Genomic DNA, 18,235 nt, shown 5'->3' on the forward strand with positions numbered 1-18,235 from the left:
CCTGCAGGAGCCCGAATGACCTCTCCCCTCGCCGCCACCGCCGCTGCCACTGCCGCAGCGGACATCCACTACCGCGTGCAGGCCCTTGATGTGGACGCGCACCTGTTCAGCGTGCAGCTGCACATCGCCCGCCCGGCCGCCGGCCAGACCCTGTCGCTGCCGGTCTGGATTCCCGGCAGCTATCTGGTGCGGGAGTTCTCCAAGAACCTCCAGGACCTGTCTGCCGAGCAGGACGGCCGTCCCGTCGCGCTGGCCCAGCAGGGCAAGAACCTCTGGCAGGTCGACTGCGCAGCCGGCGTGCCGCTGGTGCTCCACTACCAGTTCTGCGCCTACGACAGCTCGGTGCGCACGGCCTGGCTGGACCGCCGCCGCGGCTTTTTCAACGGCACCAGCCTGTGCCTGCGCGTGCACGGCCAGGAAGACACGCCGCATACGCTGCAGCTGCTTGCATCGGACGCCACGGCATCGTGGCAGGTGGCCACCGGCCTGGACGCCGTGGACGCCGATGCGCGCGGCTGGGGCCTGTACCGCGCTGCCCACTACGACGAACTGGTGGACTGCCCCGTGGAGATGGGCAGCTTCTGGCGTGGCGACTTCGTGGCCGCGGGCGTGCCCCACAGCTTCGTCGTTGCGGGCGCCGCGCCCAGCTTCGACGGCGCGCGCCTGGTTGCCGATGCACGCAGGATCTGCGAGACCGTGCTGGCCTTCTGGCACGGTACGGGCGAGCAGGCTACGCCCGCGCCCATGCAGCGCTATGTGTTCATGCTCAACGTGGTCGATGACGGCTATGGGGGCCTGGAGCACCGCAACTCCACGGCCCTGATCTGCGGCCGGCGCGACCTGCCGCGCGTGGGCGAGCGCAAGGCCGCCGAGGGCTACACCACCTTGCTGGGCCTGATCAGCCACGAGTACTTCCACACCTGGAACGTCAAGCGCCTGCGCCCCGCAGAATTCGCACGCTACGACTACGGGCAGGAGAACTACACCGAGCTGCTGTGGTTCTTCGAAGGCTTCACCAGCTACTACGACGACCTGCTGCTGCGCCGCGCCGGCCTGATCGACAACGCCCAGTACCTCAAGCTGGTCACGCGCACCATCAACCAGGTGCTGCAGACACCGGGCCGCCGCCTGCAGTCCGTGGCCCAGGCCAGCTATGACGCCTGGGTCAAGTACTACCGCCAGGACGAGAACACGCCCAACCAGACCGTCAGCTACTACACCAAGGGCTGCCTGGTCGCGCTGGCCCTGGACCTGCAACTGCGCCGCGAAGGCCGCAGCACGCTGGACGACGTGATGCGCGCGCTGTGGCAGCGCTGCCAGGGCGGCCCCATGCGCGAGGCCGATGTGCTGGCCGTGCTGCAGGAGCTGGGCGGGCGCAGCTTCGCCCCCGAGATCACGCAATGGGTGCACGGCACCGACGACCTGCCGCTGGCCGAGCTGCTGGCCGCCCAGGGCGTGCAGGCCAAGGCCGAACCGGCGCAGACTGCCCAGCGGCTGGGCCTGCGCGTACAGGAAAGCCAGGGCATCACCGTCAAGACCGTGCTGCGCGGCAGCCTGGCCGAGCGCGCAGGCTTCATGGCCGGCGACGAATGGCTGGCCATCGAGCTGCCCACCGGGGCCGAGGATGCACAGCCCGCACGCTGGCGCATCACCCGCCTGGACGATGTGGCGCTGTACGCAGGCACGGCGCTGGAGGTCGTGGCCTGGGTGGCCCGCGACCGCCAGATCCTGGCCTTCACCCTGCCCTGGGGCTCGGCCCTGCTGAGCGAGGCCGCCATGGTCGAGAAAACGGACAACGGCGATGCAAAAGCTGCCATCTCCAGCGCTCCACAGCTCCCGTCTCCCAGCAACCTCGCCCTGGAAATCACCGACGAAGAGGCCGTGGGACGCTGGCTGGGCGGCCGCGCCGACAGCCCGCAGGCTCCCGGCACACCGTGAAACGCGGTGCAGGCGCGCACGTGCACACACGCGCACCCGCGCCCCTGGCCGGTTATTCTTGAGCATCACGACGACAACCCCAGCAGGAGACTCCCTTGGCCTACGAAATGATTGAAGTTCGCGTCGAAGCCGACAAGGTCGGCATCATCACGCTCAACCGCCCCAAGCAGCTCAACGCGCTCAACGACCAGCTCATGAACGAGCTGGGCCAGGCCCTGCAGGCCTTTGATGCCGACGAGGCCATCGGCTGCATGATCATCACCGGCAGCGAGAAAGCCTTTGCAGCCGGCGCCGACATCGGCGCCATGGCCAAGTACAGCTTTGCCGACGCCTACAAGGGCGACTACATCACGCGCAACTGGGAGACCATCCGCAGCATCCGCAAGCCCGTGATCGCCGCCGTCAGCGGCTTTGCCCTGGGCGGCGGCTGCGAGCTGGCCATGATGTGCGACTTCATCATCGCCGCCGACAATGCGAAGTTCGGCCAGCCGGAAATCAAGCTGGGCGTCATCCCCGGCGCCGGCGGCACGCAGCGCCTGCCACGTGCCGTGGGCAAGTCCAAGGCCATGGACATGGCCCTCACGGCCCGCATGATGGACGCCACCGAGGCCGAGCGCGCCGGTCTGGTCAGCCGCGTCGTGCCCTTCGACAAGCTCATGGACGAAGCCCTGGGCGCCGCCATCATCATCAGCGGCTTCTCGCAGATCGCCGTCATGGCGGCCAAGGAATCGGTGAACCGCGCCTTCGAGGGCTCGCTGGCCGACGGCGTCATGTTCGAGCGCCGCCTGTTCCACGCGCTGTTTGCCACACAGGACCAGAAGGAAGGCATGGACGCCTTCGTCAATAAGCGCCCCGCAAACTTCAAACATCTCTGAACCTGCTGAAAGACACGCTACAATGCGCGTCTTCCGGCAAGGCACTGCAGGCCTCTCGCAAAGAAATTTCGAGAAATTTGCACAACTTCCCGGATCGACCAAAAATTCTGCATATAATTTAGGTCTTACGGCGCTTTAGCTCAGTCGGTTAGAGCGATGGAATCATAATCCACAGGTCCGCGGTTCGAGTCCGTGAAGCGCCACCAAACAAAAAAAAGGGTCTACGTGCAAGCGTAGACCCTTTTTTCTTGCCCGACGAACAGAGCGCGGGCACGCCGGGAGCGCACCCTGCTCGGCGCCCTCCCCCGGCTGCTAGCTGCGGCTCTTCAGCTCAATCCAGTGGTTGTCCAGCGCCATTCCAGGCACCGCCACCGTGCGCAACACCTGGCCGCATTGGCGCAGCTGGGCCTGGCGCGCACCGCCCATCCACAGCGCGGGCTCGGCAGGCAGGGGCCGGCCGTTGGCATCGAGCGAGACGCTTGCGTTGGCCACGCAGTACACGCCTGGCATGGCATCGCCACGCAGCCAGCGTCCGCTGGCCTGGCCGTTGCCGGGCACCTGCCACCAGGTGACGGTGTTCACGCGCGGGCAACTGACGGCGAAGAGCTGGCCGTCGCAACCGATGTCGCCGCCATAGCCGGCCAGGGGCTCGCGCCCTTCGGGCAGGGGCACGGCATGCAAACGGTGGCCATCGAACAGGGCCAGCACGGGCGCGGCGGCGCGCGCTTCGGTGTCGCGGTGCTCGGCCTGCAGCGCAATGCCCAGCCAGCGGCGCGCGGGCGCGTGGGCGACCTGCGGGCCCCAGGCCAGGTGGCGCAGGCTCAGGCGGCTGTCGTCCAGCTTCCACAGGCCGGCACGGGCGCCGCCTTCTGCAGGCAACAGCCGCGCGATGGACGAGTCCATGTGGTCCAGCTGCAGCTTGCGCCGGCCGGTCTCGGACTGCGTGGGAATGCCGCCGTTGGCGACCATGAGCGTGCCGTCGGCGTCCAGCAGCAGCTGGTGCGGGTCCATGCCGCCCGTGCGCCATTCGGCGATCTTCTCCAAGGTGATGGCATCGCGCACGCCGATCAGTCCCTGGGCATCTTCCAGGTCGGTCTCAGTGGTGTAGAGATGGCGGCCATCGGCGCTTTCGATGACATGGCCGTTGAAGAAGCGGTCGGGCTCTATCCACTGCCATTGCGCATCCTCGGCGGCCTGTCCCGGCTTCAGACGCACCAGCCAGTCGCCGGGGCGGCGGCTGGCGAAGACCACGGAGCCGTCGCGCAGCGCGGCCATGCCATGGGCGCGCGTGGGCACATCCAGGGCCTGCAGCACCTGCAGCGGCCTGTCCACCTGCGCACTGGCCTGCACGATGCCGACACGCATCTGCTCGCCCTGCATCCAGGCCGCAGCCAGCGACCGTGCCGGTCCAGACGGCCTGGCCGCATGGGAGGTTGCCAGCGGCATGGCAGCCAGCAGACCCAGGCCCTGCAGCCAGCGGCGGCGATTCAGCGCCTGCTCAATCCCCGTCGGCATCCGAGAACCCGATGTTGACTTCCAGCGCAGGCGCCACCTCGCCTTCCATGAGGCGCTTGAGGCGCGACAGCGGCTTGGTGGCGGCATCGACGGCCTTGGCGCTCGGCTCGGTCAGGGCACGCATGCCGGCATCGGCCTCGTTGACGGCCTTGAGCCAGCGGTCGGCCAGCGGGTTGAGGCCACGGCCGCGCAGGTAGGACTCGATGGGCACGATGTCCACGCCGGGCCGGGGCACCTTGCGGTCCACGCTCACGGCCAGCGTGCGCAGGCCCTGCCAGTGCGCCCGCCAGACCTCGACGGTGCTGCCGCTGGCCAGGTGCTCCCAGGCGGGGGGCTTGCTGCCTGCACTGCCCGCACTGCGCAAGGGCTTTTCCATATCCGCCCAGCGCAGGCGCTCCAGGCCGCCGACCCACTGGTTGATGAACTCGGCCATGGCTTCGGTGGTGGCATCGCCGTCCTCGGACCAGTCCTGGGCGGCAAGCTTGGCAAAGCCATTGCGGAGGATGCCCATCTCGGCGCCGATTTCCTCGGCCACCAGGGTGGCATAGGCGCAGGCCGGCGTCTGCGGCTCCACGGGCTGGGTCCACAGCAGGTTCTCGAGCGCCGGGTATCCCTTGGCGGGTGCGCCGATGCGCTCCATGGCGGCCAGATCGGCGGGGGCCGACTGTATGGCCTTCTTGAGCAGGGCCGGGCGCATGGGGCGGAAGTCCACCAGGCGTGCCGAGCGGCGCTCCACCAGCGGCCCCAGGGCCACGGCCGAGAGGCTGCTCCACTGCCGCGACGATTGCACATAGGCCTGGCGCGCCGCCTGCAGCGTGGCGGCAGCCGATCCCGCAGGTGCCGCAGGTGCCGTGCAGTGCGCGCGCAGCGCCTGGCTCAGCGCCTGGGCGGATGCCTGCGCGGCCTTGGCCTGGGGCGAGAACCATTGGCCATACAGCCCCTGCACGGCATGGGCCGTGTTGTAGAAGGGGATGGCCATGTTGGCCTCCACGTCCTGGGCCTGGGCTGGGGTGGTGGCCAGCAGCGCCAGCGCGGCGGCGCAAAGGGTTTGGCGAGGGGTCATGCACATGCCTTGCATCAGAGGGACTCCACAAATTTGACCAGGGCTTCACGGTCTTCGGCGCTGAACTGGCGCACCTGTTCGCGCGCGGCTTCGGCCTCGCCGCCGTGCCAGAGGATGGCTTCCAGCACGCCGCGCGCACGGCCGTCGTGCAGCAGGCGCTGGTGGTTGTTGACATCGGGCAGCAGGCCTATGCCCCACAGCGGCGGCGTGCGCCACTGGCGGCCTGAGGCCTTGAAGTCGGGCCGGCCATCGGCCAGGGCCTCGCCCATGTCATGCAGCAGCAGGTCGGTGTAGGGCGCAATGGTCTGGCCGGACAGCGCCTGGCTGCTGAGCGCCGGAGACAGCGCGGGGAACAGCGCCCCGCCGGTCTTGTACGAAGGCCGGTGGCACTGCGCACACTGGGCCTGGTGGAACAGTGCCTCGCCACGGCGCACGGCAGGGTCGCTGGCGTTGCGCCGTGCAGGCGGCGCCAGCGTGGCCTGGTAGAAGATCACGTCGTCCAGCACGCGGTCCTCGATCTCCACGCCTTCGGCGCCGTTGCCGTTGGGCGCGGCCAGGCAGTCCTTTTGCGCGGGCGTGCAGGTCTGGTGCGGGAAACGCTTCGATGTGATGCCGATATCGCCCAGGAAGGCCGAAGCCGTCTGGTGGGCAATGGAGGCCACGTTGGCCTTCCAGCCGAAGCGGCCCAGCATCATGCGTTCGCCGTAGGCATCCCAGACATAGTTGGGCTGGCCCTTGATGGGACCGCCCAGGGCCGCCTGGGCGGCAGCGTTGGCCAGGATCTCGGACTCCGGGATGTGCTCCAGCAGGCCCAGGCCGATGACCTGGGGCGCAATGCGCGGGCTGGTCATCAGGTTGGCAGCCAGGGGGCCGTAGTTGAGCGCAGCCAGCTCGTAGACCGGCTTTTCCAGCGTGTAGGCCGTGCCGTCGGCAAAGCGGCCATGCACCTGTTCATAGCGGATGCGAAGCTGGCCCTCGCCCTTGACGCCCAGCACGCCCTCGGTGTTGAACTGGTCGCCATAGACCGGGTCCGGCACCGGGCTGCCGTGCGGGCCTTCGCCCGGAATGGACAGCCGCATGAGCAGGCCCGCGAACGGCTGGGGCTTGAGCGGGTTATGGAAGTCGGGCGGCTGGGCGCGGCCATCCTGCACATGGCAGCCGCCGCAGGAGCGCGCCAGGAAGTGCGGGCCCAGGCCATCGCGCGCCGTGGTGGAGGCCGGCGCCTGCACCCAATTGCGCTTGAAGAAGGAGTTGCCGATGACGAAGCGCGTGCGCTCGGCATCGTCCAGGTTGGCGGCAGGCAGCGAGAAGGCGTTGCGGCCCGTGGCGTGGACCGTGGTCTGGCCGCCCGGGGGCAGGGGCTCGCCGGGTGCCGCGAACAAAAGAACTGGATCGGGAGCTGGATCGGGAGCAGGCTGCGGTGCTGGCGCGCGCGCTGGAGCGGCAGCCACCGTGTCCTGCTGTTGGGCCGAGCAGCCCATCAGGACCAGGGAGGCAGCGACCAGCAGCGAGGGGGAGAGATTCATGGGTGGGGACGTCCCTGGAAAAGCCAGGGCCGCCGAACCCTTTCGGGGGCGGCGGCCTTGGCGCATGGGCGTGAGAGGGGTTGGACGCTTGGGGTGAATGTTCTTTTAGTTGGCCTTGGGGTCCACCAGGTTGAGCTGGGTGATGCCGACGGCATTGGCCGCCTCCACCAGGTCCTTGCTCTGCTGGACCAGGCTGTCGATGGTGGCCTGGATCTTGGCGCGCGAGGCCGAGTCGCGCGCGCCCTGGATGGCCTGGTCGAACGGCGCGGGAATGGCCTGGGCCGCCTGCACCGACTGCGTGATCTGGCGCGTGGTCCTGTCGGCCAGCGCGCTGTCCTTGGAGGCCACCCAGTCCCTGATGCCCGGGCCTTGCAGCTCGCTGCCGTCCAGGCGCTTGTAGCTGCCCTGCCAGACGTTGAGGATGCCCTGGGCATTGGTCACGGCATCGCGGTGCGTGTTGTCCGAGAAGCAGGAGTGCTCGTCTTCCTGGTCGCGGCTGGCCAGGGCCACTTCCAGGCGCTCGCCGGCCAGCTCGCCGCGCGACAGCGAACCCAGGCCCACGAAGATGCGGCGCAGCGCGTCGTCGGGCTTTTTCTCGAACTGGGCGCGGAAATTCTTGGCCGAGCCGGGCTTCCACTGGTCGGCCACCGACTGCAGATCCTCGATCAGCAACTCGGTCACCACCTTCAGGTACTCACGGCGGCGGTCGGCATTGGATTTCTTGCCATCGACGAAGTCGGTGTAGGGACGCGCGCCCGGTCCCTTGTCATTCAGGTCCTGGCCCCAGAGCATGAACTCGATGGCGTGCCAGCCGGTGGAAACGTTCTCCTCGCCGTCATGCTCGTTGAGTTCGGCCAGGCGCTTCTTGGTGATGGCTTCCTTGCGGTTGTTGATGATGCCGGCATTGGGGTTGCCTTCCACATAGTCCACATAGGACTCGTCCATGGGCCAGGCGTTGATCTGGCCTTCGGGTCCTTCATCGTTGTCGATGGGACCGGCGTAGAAGCGGAAGGCCTCGGTCTGGCCGTAGTACTCGCGTGCATCCAGCCAGGCCTTGCGCGCATTGTTCAGGCCCTGTTCGCTGGGTGATGCGAGAAAGGCCCCGATGGCTTTCTGCATGGTCTTGGCGGAGCTGATGGAATCCGAGTAATTGGCGTGCACCAGGGTGCCGTAATGCTTGACCACCTCTGCAACGGAGAGGTTCTTCTTCACGGGCTGTTGAACGGTGCCGGCGGCTGCGGCCTGGCTCATCGGGGCGGCCGCGCCCAAAGCGAGGGCGGCTGCAATCAGGATGGGATGCATGGCAGAAAGGATCGGAGGTTGGAGAACTCGGAATGCCAAACTGTAATGAGAATTGTTTTTATTGGCAAAACCTGCGAGATATCGCCGCACTGCACCGCAAGGTCATAGACGGACCCGGGCGGCCAACGGGCAGTGAACGGACGGCAATGGGAGCGCTTGCGGCGCACGGGCCGCAGCGGGCGCCAGCCTAGCACGGCGCCCTTGGCGCCAGGGCCAAAGACCCCGCGCTGGCGCAGCGCGGGCCGGGCCTCAGAACTTGTAGTTCAGGCTGACATTCACCGAGCGCGGCTCGCCCCAGGTGTAGGTGCTGTAGTAGCTGAAGATGGTGTAGTACTTCTTGTCCAGCAGGTTGCGCACGTTGACGGTGGCCGACAGCTGTTTGCTGAACTCGTAGCGCGCCATCATGTCCAGCAGCCAGTAGCCCTTGACGGTGTGAACGGCCGTGCCGCCCGATGGCGTGGAGATGTCGCCCCAGGTCTTGTCCTGCCAGCGCGCGCCGCCGCCCACCGTCAGGCCGGAAAGCGGGCCGTCCAGCCTGTAGCTGGTGTGCAGGCTGAACTGGTTGGAGGGCGTGAGCGTGGCCACGCGCTTGCCTTGGTCGCGCGAAATGGCATGCGAGAAACCGGCCTGCAGTTGCCAGGCGGGCGTGATCTGGCCGGATATCTCCGCCTCGAAGCCGCGCGTCCTGACGCCATCGACGGCCCGGTAGGCCGTGGCGCCGCCGGGCGTCAGGCCGCCGGTCTCGATACCGAAGTTGTCTTGCTGAAGCTGGAACAGCGCCGCCGATGCATTGAGGCGGCCGTCCATGAAGGCCGCCTTGACGCCGACCTCGGCGTTGTTGCCGCGCAGCGGGTCCAGCGCCTTGCCGCTCTCGTTTTGCTTGGACTGCGGGCTGAAGATGCTGGTGTAGCTGGCGTAGACCGAATAGTTGCCATTGAGGTCGTAGATCGCGCCCACATAGGGCACGAAAACGCCGGTCTCGCGCTGACCCTGCACCTGGTTGCGATAGTTGGACCAGCGCCCGCCCGTGATCAGCTTGAGGTCGGCCGCCAGGTTCCAGCGCGCCGCCGTGTACAAGCCCTGCTCCTTGGTCACTTCGCTGTTCACGTAGTCGGGTGAGGCGCCCCACACCGGCAGGCGCGAATCGCCATTCCAGTGGTAGTAGTCATTGACCGTGGACACATAGTCGGCGGGCAGTTGCCAGTAGCCATCGTTCTTCCAGTGGCGCCTTGCTACGCTGGCGCCCAGCACCAGCTCGTGCTCGCGCCCGCCCAGCGAGAAGGGCCCGCTGGCGTAGGCATCGAGCGCATTGCTGGTGGTGCGGCCTATGTACTGGCCGCGCCACAGCGACACGCCGGAGCCGTCGGCCGGGTTGGGGAAGCCCGCAGCCGCCGCGCCCAGGTTGGCGTTGTAGCCGTTGATCTGGTGGTTGAACTGCGCCTTGGCCACCCAGCCGTTGCTGAAGCTGTGCTCCAGCGTGGCAAAGGCCGTGCGCGTGTACTGGTCCCAACGGCTCCAGCGCGTGCCGTTGTTGTGCGAGCGAGGCATGTCATTGAATTGGCCATCGGCATTGAGCAGCGGAATGCCGCCCCAGGTGGAGTTGACCGGACGGTTGTTCTGCGCATCGCCGCCCAGCGTCAGCAAAGTGCGTGGCGTCAGGTCCATTTCCACAATGCCGTAGAGCGTCGCGGTCTTGCGCGAATAGCGGTCCATGAACGAGTCCTTGTCCTGGTAGGCGGCCACGCCACGCGCGCGCACGCTGCCGCTTGCATTGAGTGCGCCGCCCACATCCACCTCGGTGCGGTAGTTGCTCCAGCTGCCCGCAGAGATGGACGCATGCCCGCGGAAATCGCGCGTGGGCTTCTTGCGGATCAGGTTGATGGTCGCGCCCGGAGTGCCGCTGCCCGTGAGCAGGCCGGTTGCGCCCTTGAGCACCTCGACGCGGTCATAGATCGCCATGTCGCTGAGGGTGTTGCCGGCCGAGTACGCGGAGTCGCGCATCATCGGAATGCCGTCGTACTGGAAGTTCTGGATGGCGAAGCCGCGGGCGTAGTACTCGGTGCGCTCGCTGTCATAGGTGACGATGCTGATGCCGGGCGTGTGCTCCATCACCTGGTCGATGGAGGTGAGGTTGAAGTCATCCATCTTCTGGCGTGTGACCACGCTGATGGACTGCGGCGTCTCGCGCGGCGTCAGCACCATGCGCGTGGCTGTGGCAATGGTGCCCGGCGTATAGGAGCCCGAGCCTTCGGTCACCTCGCCCAACTGGTTGGAGATCACGTTGACCGTGGGCAGCGTGGCCGGGTTCTGCGTGTCCGGCAATGCCTGAGCCTGAGCGGACAGGGCGCCGATGGCAAGGGAGATGGCCAGCGCAAGAGGCGCAGGGCGATGGCCGGGTTGAAGGCGATGCAGTGGCATGAAATACTCCGGGAGAACAGCAATACGGCAATAAAAAAACTTCCTCGCCATGCCCTCCGATGGGTCGAAGGGCATGAAGAGAAAGCGAATGCGATTTGTTCTCATTATCGTTTCTTCAATTGTCTGGGCCATCGGCAGCACAGGGGCTGCTGCATCCGCGCAACACCCGAATCCGTCCCGCGCCCGCCGGGCAGTACCAGCCGTCCATGCCGTAGAAGCTGTCTGGCAAGCCTGCCCTACTTGCCTTGTCCGGCCACTTCCCTTACCATTGCGCCCGCATGGGAGCGCCCTTTTCACCGGGCCTGCCCGCAGCCTCCAAGCCCTGATCGCCCAGCCGATTTCAGGGCTTTCGCTTTTTGCAGAAGCGGTCTTTTGGCGCTGCACCTTGCGCTCTGTCTTTGCGCGCAGCCCCTGCCATGCTCCGGCATGCCGGCCGCCCAGCTTGTTTTCCCACCAGGACTCCCGTGCCCATCGCCTTCCCAGGATGCAGCACACGCGCAGCGTGCCCGCACGCCGGCTCAGCCGGCGGCGCAGGCGTTTTGCGTGGTGCCGCACCCCAGCGAGAGCGCGCGCCGTCCTGGCTTTCAAGGATCTTCACGTGACCACCACTTCCTCCGGGGCGCTCGCAGCCAATGCTGCCGGCGCCAGCACAGACACGCATGCCGGCGCCCATGCCACCCAGGTCAATGGCTACAGCTGGAAGGCCCTGGCCGGCTCGGCCGTCGGCTATGCCATGGACGGCTTCGACCTGCTGATCCTGGGCTTCATGCTGTCGGCCATCTCGGCCGACCTGCACCTCACGCCGGGCCAGGCCGGCTCGCTGGTGACCTGGACGCTGATCGGTGCCGTGTTCGGCGGCATCTTCTTCGGCCTGCTCAGCGACCGCTACGGGCGCATCCGCGTGCTGACCTGGACCATCATGCTGTTCGCAGTCTTCACGGGCCTGTGCGCCTTCGCGCAGGGCTACTGGGACCTGCTGGCCTACCGCACGATTGCGGGCATCGGCCTGGGCGGCGAGTTCGGCATCGGCATGGCACTGGCTGCCGAGGCCTGGCCTGCCCGCCACCGCGCGCGCGTTTCGTCCTATGTGGCCCTGGGCTGGCAAATGGGTGTGCTGGGTGCGGCGCTGCTGACGCCGCTGCTGCTGCCCCTCATCGGCTGGCGCGGCATGTTCCTGGTGGGCGTGATCCCGGCCGTGGTGGCCTGGGTGATCCGCAACAAGCTGCACGAGCCCGAGGTCTTCTTGAAGCGCCAGCAGTCCGCCACGCCGTCGGCCCGCGTGCCGGTGCTGCAAAGCCTGAAGCTGCTGGTGAAGGACCGCGCCACGGCCAAGGTCAGCCTGGGTGTGATCGTGCTGACCTCGGTCCAGAACTTCGGCTACTACGGCATCATGATCTGGATGCCCAGCTTTCTGTCCAAGCAACTGGGCTTCAGCCTGACCAAGTCCTCGATATGGACTGCCGTGACCGTGGTGGGAATGATGGTCGGCATCTGGGTCTTCGGCCAGCTGGCCGACCGCATCGGCCGCAAGCCCAGCTTCCTGATCTTCCAGCTGGGCTCGGTCATCATGGTCGTGCTCTATTCACAGCTGTCCGACCCTGCGGCCATGCTCTGGGCGGGGGCCCTCATGGGCCTGTTCGTCAACGGAATGATGGGCGGCTACGGCGCCGTGATGAGCGAGGCCTATCCCACCGAGGCGCGCGCCACCGCGCAGAACGTGCTGTTCAACATCGGCCGCGCCGTGGGCGGACTGGGCCCGGTGGTGATCGGTGCGCTGGCCATGAGCTATTCGTTCCAGGTGGCGATCGCCCTGCTGGCGGCCATCTATGTGCTGGACATGCTGGCCACGGCCTTTCTGATCCCCGAACTCAAGGGTCGCGAGCTATCCTGAGCGGTGCGGGCAACGGCCCTGCCATGCAAAGAGCTGCCGATGGCAGCTCTTTTTTTGTCCCGGGACCGGCCGGCCCGGGGCTCAGCCGCCCTCGCTGCATTCCAGGTTTTCGATGCGGTCTGCCGCCTCTCGGATGTCTTCCTGGAACATCTGGTCGCCCAGCATCACGGAAACCTGGCCCTCAAAGCCGCGCAGCTTGACCAGCGCTGCCTCGTAGCCGCCGCTGCCCATGCGCTTGAGCCCGCACAGCGCATAGAGCTTGGCCACGGGAGATCGGCGCGGATCGTCGATCACCGACAGCAGGACGGCATTGGCCTCGGGCCGCCTGAGCATGGCCTCCAGGTGCCGCTCCGCTGGCGAAATCTCGCCGGCAAGGCCGACCAGTCCCAGGTTGAACTGCGAGGCATCCAGCGGCGCCGGGTCCAGCGGACGGGCCAGGGCCGGGGCAGACAGGAACAGGCAGATCAGGGCGGCGGACAGGGTGGTCTTCATGGCAGGGGCAAGGCCGTGGGAGGCCTGGGAGGCAGTCGCAAAGGCTCTTCGACGCAAAGCATTGCGGCAGGTTCCCCTTCGGCGCCATCGCGATCATCGACCGCCAAACAGCCAGCCTGCGACCAGCGTGCCGCCATAGAACAGGAGCAGGGTGACCGGCACCAGGTGCCAGCCCCAGACTCTGAACCACCAGTGATTGAACAGGGTCACCACGGCGCTGATGACGATGCAGATGGCCAGCGCACCCAGCCGCTGCTCCAGACTGTCCGCCACGTCCTTGGACGCGAAGAAGATGAACGCCGCGACGGACGAACACAGCAAGGCGGTGTAGAACGCCACTTTCTCTTGCCTGCGCAATTTCAGGATGCTCATGGGGGCCAGGGAGGTTTCGATGGATCGGTCGCCGGGAAAGCCTGCGCCACCGGAGCGCGCAGGTTGCGCTGCGGCACAATTTTTCGTATCCCGCCCGGGATGCGCCATAAGACCCGTCCGAATCTGCAGCCACTGCAGCGCACGCGCAACGCGCTGCGGCCTTCTCGACGCCCAATCGGCCCAATCAGCTCAATCGACCCTGTCAGGTCAGTCGTGTCAGTCGGCCACGGCCAGCACCACGGCGGACTCCGGCACCGACAGCCAGACCTTGCGTCCTGTGCGCAGCGTCCAGGGCTCGCCTTGCGCCTGCTGCGCCGCATACCCCACGCCGCTGCCGCCCCAGGGCAGCCTGGCCACCACTTCGCGCGGTCCGTCCCCCTCGGCACGGGCCAGGCGTTGCACCTTGGCAGGCCAGGCATTGGCCAGGCCCTGCGCACCGGCCAGCGGCGCCACTGGCAGCACCTGGACGGCAGTGGCCTTGCACAGCGCCATCACGGGCAGGCCAGGGGCCAGGCCCAGCAACTGGGCGCTTTCGGCGGTGATGCGTGCGGCAATGCCTGGTGCATCGCCACCGCCATCGGGCAGCATCCAGACGCGGACCTGGGCACCCTGCGCCTGCAGGGCCCCGACCCGGCAAGGCCACAGATTGCGCATGCTGGTGCGCAGGCCCAGCCCCAGTCCGGGAGCCGCCGAGGAAACGCCGGCCGGCCCGCCAAAGCGCTGCAGCACCTGTGCACGGGCCTGCTCCAGCGCATCGGCCATGGCCAGCAGGGACTGCCCGGCTGCGGTGATGCGCGCGCCGCCGCCGCCGGCGCCGCCGACCGAGCGCTCCACCAGGGCACAGCCCGCGAGATTGGTCAGCACATCCAGCGCCTGCCATGCCGCCTTATAGCTGACGCCGGCCTCGCGCGCCGCCTGTGAAATCGAATGCCCTGCTGCGATATGGCGCAGGATGGCGAGGCGGCGGTCAGCCAGGTCATGGCCCAGCGCGGGCGCCAGATCGGAGGGTGAAGCAGGAGCGTCGGCAGTCATGCGCGACATCATGCCCGCCAAGCGTTATTTCCCGCCAAGCAAAACGCCTGCACCCTGCATGCGCATTTTCAGGTCGCTACACTGCGCTATTCACCAACGGAATAGCGAGAGACCCATGAACGTGAACCAGCCCCTGCGTGCCACCGCCTTTGCCGCCCTTGCCCTGTTGGGCTGGGCCGCCGCGCAGGCTGCCGAAGTGTCGGTGGCCGTCGCCGCCAACTTCACGGCGCCCATGCAGAAGATCGCCGCCGAGTTCGAGAAGGACACCGGCCACAAGGCCCTGCTGTCCTTCGGCGCCACGGGCAAGTTCTATGCGCAGATCGTCAACGGCGCACCCTTCCAGATCCTGCTGGCCGCCGACGACACCACGCCCGGAAAGATCGCCAAGGAAGGCCGTGGCCTGCCCGACTCGCGCTTCACCTACGCCATCGGCCAGCTCGTGCTGTGGAGCCCCAAGCCCGGCTATGTGGACGACAAGGGCGAGGTCCTCAAGACCGGCGACTACAGGCACATCGCCGTGGCCAACCCCAAGCTCGCGCCCTACGGCACGGCCGCCATGGAAGTGCTGGACAAGCTGGGCATCACGGCCCAGGTGCAGCCGCGCATCGTCATGGGCGAGAACATCGCCCAGACCTACCAGTTCGCGGCCACGGGCAATGCCCAGCTGGGCTTCGTGGCCCTGTCGCAGGTGATGGAAAACGGCAAGCTGCGCGAAGGCTCGGCCTGGCAGGTGCCCGGCGCCATGCACGAGCCCATCCGCCAGGATGCCATCGTGCTCCACAGCGGCAAGGACAACGAAGCCGCCACCGAGCTGATGAAGTACCTGCGTGCTGAAAAAGCGCGTGCCATCATCCGCTCCTACGGCTACGGGCTCTAGGCTCCCCCTGAGGCGCTGACGCGCCTTCCCCCCTCCCGCTGCGCGGTAGGGGGACGACACCAGCGCTGCGAACCACTGAATTCTTCCAGCATGATTCTTACCGCCGACGACTACGCCGCCATACGTCTGACACTGAAACTTGCCAGCGTGACCACGGTGCTGCTGCTGGCGCTGTGCACGCCGCTGGCCTGGTGGCTGGCCCATACGCGCTCGCGCTGGCGCGGCCCGATTGGCGCCGTGGTGGCGCTGCCCCTGGTGCTGCCACCCACGGTGATCGGCTTCTACCTGCTGGTGACCATGGGGCCCAATGGCCCCGTGGGCCAGTTGACGCAGGCGCTGGGGCTGGGCACCCTGCCCTTCACCTTTGCAGGCCTGGTCATCGGGTCCCTGGTGTATTCCCTGCCGTTCACGGTGCAGCCGCTGCAGCGCGCCTTCGAGTCGCTGGGCACGCGCCCCATGGAGGCCGCGGCCAGCCTGGGCGCGGGGCCGCTGGACCGCTTCTTCACCGTGGCGCTGCCGTTGGCGCGCCCGGGCTTCATCACCGCAGCCGTGCTGACCTTCGCGCACACCGTGGGCGAGTTCGGCGTGGTGCTGATGCTGGGCGGCAATATCCCCGGCGTGACGCGCGTGGTCTCGGTGCAGATCTACGACCATGTGGAGGCCATGGAGTACGCCCACGCCCACTGGCTGGCCGGCGGCATGGTGGTGTTCTCCTTCCTGGTGCTGCTGGCCCTGCACCTGTTGCAGCCGCGCGAGGAGCGCCGCGCATGATGACTGACTTCTCTCCCGTTGCTTCGGCCGGCGCCGTGCCCGCCGCGAGCCCTTCGCAAATCCTTGCTGCGCTGGCGCTGGAGCGTGCCGACTTCCGCCTCGATGTGCTGCTGCAGCTGCCCGGGCGCGGCGTCACGGCCCTGTTCGGCCCTTCGGGCTGCGGCAAGACCACCTGCCTGCGCGCGCTGGCGGGGCTGGAGCGCGCACGGGGCCGTGTCGTCGTCAATGGCGAGGTCTGGCAGGACGATGCGGCCAGCCAGTGGCTGCCCACGCACCGCCGCGCCCTGGGCTATGTGTTCCAGGAAGCCAGCCTGTTCCCGCACCTGAGCGTGCAGCGCAACATCGACTACGGCATGCGGCGCACGCCCGCCGAGCGGCGCAAGGTGTCCCAGGAGCAGGCCGTGTCCCTGCTGGGCATAGGCCATTTGATGGACCGCATGCCCTCCACCCTGTCGGGCGGCGAGCGCCAGCGCGTGGCCATTGCGCGCGCCCTGGCCACCAGCCCCCGCGTGCTGCTCATGGACGAACCGCTGGCCGCGCTGGACGCCCAGCGCAAGGCCGAGGTCCTGCCCTACCTGGACCAGCTGCGCCGTGAACTCGACATTCCCGTGGTCTATGTCAGCCACTCCATCGACGAGGTAGCGCGCCTGGCCCAGCACCTGGTGCTGCTCAAGGCAGGCGGCATCGTCGCGGCCGGCGCCACCAGCGAACTGCTGGCACGGCTGGACCTGCCGCTGAGCATGGGCGACACGGCAGCGGCCATGCTCAGTGCGCAGATCCGGCAGCACGATCCGGATGCCCACCTGAGCACGCTGTCCTTCGACGGCGGGCGCCTTCGCCTTGTCATGGCCCGCCCGCGCCCCATCGGCGAGAGCGTGCAGCTGCGCGTGCAAGCGCGCGATGTGAGCCTGAGCCTGCAGCACCCGCAAGACAGCAGCATCCTCAACATCCTGGCGGCCACCGTGCAGGATCTGCGCGAGGACGGCCCGGGCCAGGTCATGGTCTCGCTGCAGCTGGGCACGTCCCGCCTGCTGGCGCGCATCACCCTGCATTCCGCCCGGCAGCTGGGCATTGCGCCGGGCATGCATGTCTTCGCCCAGATCAAGGGCATGGCATTGCTGGACTGAAGCTGCGCGGCGGCACCGATATCATGCGCAGGCCGCCTGCGCGGCCCACGCCATGAACGCCACCACCGAACACGCTCCCGCACCCGCCCCGGACTCGGGCCCGGCAGATGCTGCCTGCGCCATCGCGCCCGCCATTGCCGCACTGCGCACGCATGCGGTGGTGCGCCACCGGATCGCCGATGGCGGCGCCGTCAGCCTCCAGCCCGAGCCCCAGGTGCTAGCCAGCGAAGTCCCCATCGCCCTGGTGTTCAATGGCATCTCGCATGCCGTGATGATGGGTACGCCCTCGGACCTGGAAGACTTTGCGCTGGGTTTTGCGCTCACCGAGGGCATCCTGGACAGCGGCGCCGACTGCTACGGCATCGAGGTGCGGGCCGTGGCCGCCGAAGCGGCAGGCCTTCCGTCCGGCATGGACGGCATCGAGGTGCAGCTGGACGTGGCCTCGCGCTGCTTCGCGCGCCTCAAGGACCGGCGCCGCAGCATGAGCGGGCGCACAGGCTGCGGCGTCTGCGGCGTGGACAGCTTCGCGGCGCTGGACCTGTCCTTCGACCCCCTGCCCGCGCACGACTGGATCGCCCGTGTCGATGCCGACACCGTCTGCGCAGCCATCGCGGCACTGCCGCCGCTGCAGTTGCTCAACGCCGAAGCCGGCGCCGTGCATGCCGCAGGCTGGGCAGGGCTGGACGGGCAACTGACGGATGTGCTCGAGGACGTGGGCCGCCACAACGCGCTGGACAAGCTGGTCGGCCGCCTCTCGCGCACCGGCCGCCTGGGCGAGGCCGGCTTTGTCGTGCTCTCCAGCCGGGGCAGCCATGAGCTGGTGCGCAAATGCGCCAGGGTCGGCATCGCCGCCCTGGCCACCATCTCCGCCCCCACGGCCATGGGCGTGCAGATGGCCGAGCTGATCGGCCTGCGCTTCTGGGGCCTGTGCCGCCCGCCCAAGGCGGTGCTGTATGCGCCGGGCCGCACCTGAACAAATGCCCGAGTGCTGCGCCTGCGCGGCGGCAAGTTCGTAGAATCGCGGGTTCAGCCCCTG

15 protein-coding genes and 1 tRNA gene are annotated in these 18,235 nt (G+C 67.9%); 8 read left to right on the top strand and 8 right to left on the bottom strand.

The genetic code is table 11. The features are described from left to right. Positions 1-15: 15 nt before the first annotated feature. The 3 genes from ACF8NF_RS21315 (at position 16) to ACF8NF_RS21325 (ending at position 3,019) form a co-directional block, all read left to right on the top strand. Complete coding sequence (locus ACF8NF_RS21315) at positions 16-1,938, top strand: M61 family metallopeptidase (RefSeq protein WP_046987732.1); 1,923 nt, start codon at positions 16-18, stop codon at positions 1,936-1,938. A 95-nt stretch (positions 1,939-2,033) separates the two neighbouring features. Next, complete coding sequence (locus tag ACF8NF_RS21320; protein ID WP_016447972.1) at positions 2,034-2,813, top strand: enoyl-CoA hydratase; 780 nt, start codon at positions 2,034-2,036, stop codon at positions 2,811-2,813. A 129-nt stretch (positions 2,814-2,942) separates the two neighbouring features. Beyond that, positions 2,943-3,019 (top strand) — tRNA-Met (locus ACF8NF_RS21325). Between the two features lie 106 nt (positions 3,020-3,125). Here the strand turns inward: ACF8NF_RS21325 and ACF8NF_RS21330 are convergent. From ACF8NF_RS21330 to ACF8NF_RS21350, 5 genes are all read right to left on the bottom strand, one after another. Beyond that, positions 3,126-4,328, bottom strand: coding sequence for a DUF1513 domain-containing protein (locus ACF8NF_RS21330; RefSeq protein WP_203399943.1), 1,203 nt, complete (start codon positions 4,326-4,328; stop codon positions 3,126-3,128). Continuing rightward, entirely contained in the window at positions 4,312-5,406 is a 1,095-nt protein-coding gene (locus ACF8NF_RS21335) for an imelysin family protein (RefSeq protein ID WP_392451232.1), read from the bottom strand. Before ACF8NF_RS21335 ends, ACF8NF_RS21330 begins: the two co-directional genes overlap by 17 nt. Beyond that, positions 5,406-6,917 (bottom strand): di-heme oxidoredictase family protein, encoded by a 1,512-nt coding sequence (locus tag ACF8NF_RS21340; protein WP_392451233.1) that lies wholly within the window; start codon positions 6,915-6,917, stop codon positions 5,406-5,408. Before ACF8NF_RS21340 ends, ACF8NF_RS21335 begins: the two co-directional genes overlap by 1 nt. 105 nt (positions 6,918-7,022) lie before the next feature. After that, on the bottom strand, positions 7,023-8,219 hold the full coding sequence (locus tag ACF8NF_RS21345) for an imelysin family protein (protein WP_016447976.1): 1,197 nt from the start codon (positions 8,217-8,219) through the stop codon (positions 7,023-7,025). A gap of 249 nt (positions 8,220-8,468) precedes the next feature. Further along, complete coding sequence (locus ACF8NF_RS21350; protein WP_016453159.1) at positions 8,469-10,637, bottom strand: TonB-dependent siderophore receptor; 2,169 nt, start codon at positions 10,635-10,637, stop codon at positions 8,469-8,471. Positions 10,638-11,370: 733 nt separating this feature from the next. On the opposite strand from ACF8NF_RS21350, the gene ACF8NF_RS21355 reads away from it, so the two are divergent. Then, positions 11,371-12,528 (top strand): MFS transporter, encoded by a 1,158-nt coding sequence (locus ACF8NF_RS21355; RefSeq protein ID WP_392451239.1) that lies wholly within the window; start codon positions 11,371-11,373, stop codon positions 12,526-12,528. A gap of 81 nt (positions 12,529-12,609) precedes the next feature. Here ACF8NF_RS21355 and ACF8NF_RS21360 read toward each other — a convergent pair whose 3' ends face one another. The 3 genes from ACF8NF_RS21360 to ACF8NF_RS21370 all read right to left on the bottom strand — a co-directional run bounded on the left by ACF8NF_RS21360 (position 12,610) and on the right by ACF8NF_RS21370 (position 14,436). Continuing rightward, entirely contained in the window at positions 12,610-13,020 is a 411-nt protein-coding gene (locus ACF8NF_RS21360) for a hypothetical protein (RefSeq protein ID WP_047217464.1), read from the bottom strand. A 93-nt stretch (positions 13,021-13,113) separates the two neighbouring features. Then, on the bottom strand, positions 13,114-13,392 hold the full coding sequence (locus ACF8NF_RS21365; RefSeq protein ID WP_209798878.1) for a hypothetical protein: 279 nt from the start codon (positions 13,390-13,392) through the stop codon (positions 13,114-13,116). A gap of 216 nt (positions 13,393-13,608) precedes the next feature. Next, positions 13,609-14,436 (bottom strand): TOBE domain-containing protein, encoded by an 828-nt coding sequence (locus ACF8NF_RS21370; RefSeq protein ID WP_016447981.1) that lies wholly within the window; start codon positions 14,434-14,436, stop codon positions 13,609-13,611. Positions 14,437-14,539: 103 nt separating this feature from the next. Between ACF8NF_RS21370 and modA the strand changes: the two genes are divergently transcribed. The 4 genes from modA (at position 14,540) to fdhD (ending at position 18,172) form a co-directional block, all read left to right on the top strand. Further along, positions 14,540-15,301: a molybdate ABC transporter substrate-binding protein gene (gene modA / locus ACF8NF_RS21375; RefSeq protein WP_392451234.1), complete on the top strand. Its 762-nt coding sequence runs from the start codon at positions 14,540-14,542 to the stop codon at positions 15,299-15,301. Between the two features lie 90 nt (positions 15,302-15,391). Next, complete coding sequence (modB, locus tag ACF8NF_RS21380) at positions 15,392-16,072, top strand: molybdate ABC transporter permease subunit (protein WP_016453156.1); 681 nt, start codon at positions 15,392-15,394, stop codon at positions 16,070-16,072. After that, positions 16,069-17,199 (top strand): molybdenum ABC transporter ATP-binding protein, encoded by a 1,131-nt coding sequence (modC, locus tag ACF8NF_RS21385; RefSeq protein ID WP_277849417.1) that lies wholly within the window; start codon positions 16,069-16,071, stop codon positions 17,197-17,199. Before modB ends, modC begins: the two co-directional genes overlap by 4 nt. A gap of 52 nt (positions 17,200-17,251) precedes the next feature. Then, positions 17,252-18,172: a formate dehydrogenase accessory sulfurtransferase FdhD gene (gene fdhD / locus ACF8NF_RS21390; protein WP_277849416.1), complete on the top strand. Its 921-nt coding sequence runs from the start codon at positions 17,252-17,254 to the stop codon at positions 18,170-18,172. Positions 18,173-18,235: the final 63 nt, after the last annotated feature.

The organism is Delftia sp. WSY_22 (assembly GCF_043104185.1).
Lineage (GTDB): Bacteria > Pseudomonadota > Gammaproteobacteria > Burkholderiales > Burkholderiaceae_C > Comamonas > Comamonas tsuruhatensis.

Bases quoted from the DNA above. Each gene is read 5' to 3' on its own strand.
- ACF8NF_RS21315 (WP_046987732.1), top strand. From the start codon at position 16: ATGACCTCTCCCCTCGCCGCCACCGCCGCTGCCACTGCCGCAGCGGAC.
- ACF8NF_RS21330 (WP_203399943.1), bottom strand. From the start codon at position 4,328: ATGCCGACGGGGATTGAGCAGGCGCTGAATCGCCGCCGCTGGCTGCAG.
- ACF8NF_RS21335 (WP_392451232.1), bottom strand. From the start codon at position 5,406: ATGCAAGGCATGTGCATGACCCCTCGCCAAACCCTTTGCGCCGCCGCG.
- ACF8NF_RS21340 (WP_392451233.1), bottom strand. From the start codon at position 6,917: ATGAATCTCTCCCCCTCGCTGCTGGTCGCTGCCTCCCTGGTCCTGATG.
- ACF8NF_RS21345 (WP_016447976.1), bottom strand. From the start codon at position 8,219: ATGCATCCCATCCTGATTGCAGCCGCCCTCGCTTTGGGCGCGGCCGCC.
- ACF8NF_RS21350 (WP_016453159.1), bottom strand. From the start codon at position 10,637: ATGCCACTGCATCGCCTTCAACCCGGCCATCGCCCTGCGCCTCTTGCG.
- ACF8NF_RS21355 (WP_392451239.1), top strand. From the start codon at position 11,371: ATGGACGGCTTCGACCTGCTGATCCTGGGCTTCATGCTGTCGGCCATC.
- ACF8NF_RS21360 (WP_047217464.1), bottom strand. From the start codon at position 13,020: ATGAAGACCACCCTGTCCGCCGCCCTGATCTGCCTGTTCCTGTCTGCC.
- ACF8NF_RS21365 (WP_209798878.1), bottom strand. From the start codon at position 13,392: ATGAGCATCCTGAAATTGCGCAGGCAAGAGAAAGTGGCGTTCTACACC.
- ACF8NF_RS21370 (WP_016447981.1), bottom strand. From the start codon at position 14,436: ATGATGTCGCGCATGACTGCCGACGCTCCTGCTTCACCCTCCGATCTG.
- modA (WP_392451234.1), top strand. From the start codon at position 14,540: ATGAACGTGAACCAGCCCCTGCGTGCCACCGCCTTTGCCGCCCTTGCC.
- modB (WP_016453156.1), top strand. From the start codon at position 15,392: ATGATTCTTACCGCCGACGACTACGCCGCCATACGTCTGACACTGAAA.
- modC (WP_277849417.1), top strand. From the start codon at position 16,069: ATGATGACTGACTTCTCTCCCGTTGCTTCGGCCGGCGCCGTGCCCGCC.
- fdhD (WP_277849416.1), top strand. From the start codon at position 17,252: ATGAACGCCACCACCGAACACGCTCCCGCACCCGCCCCGGACTCGGGC.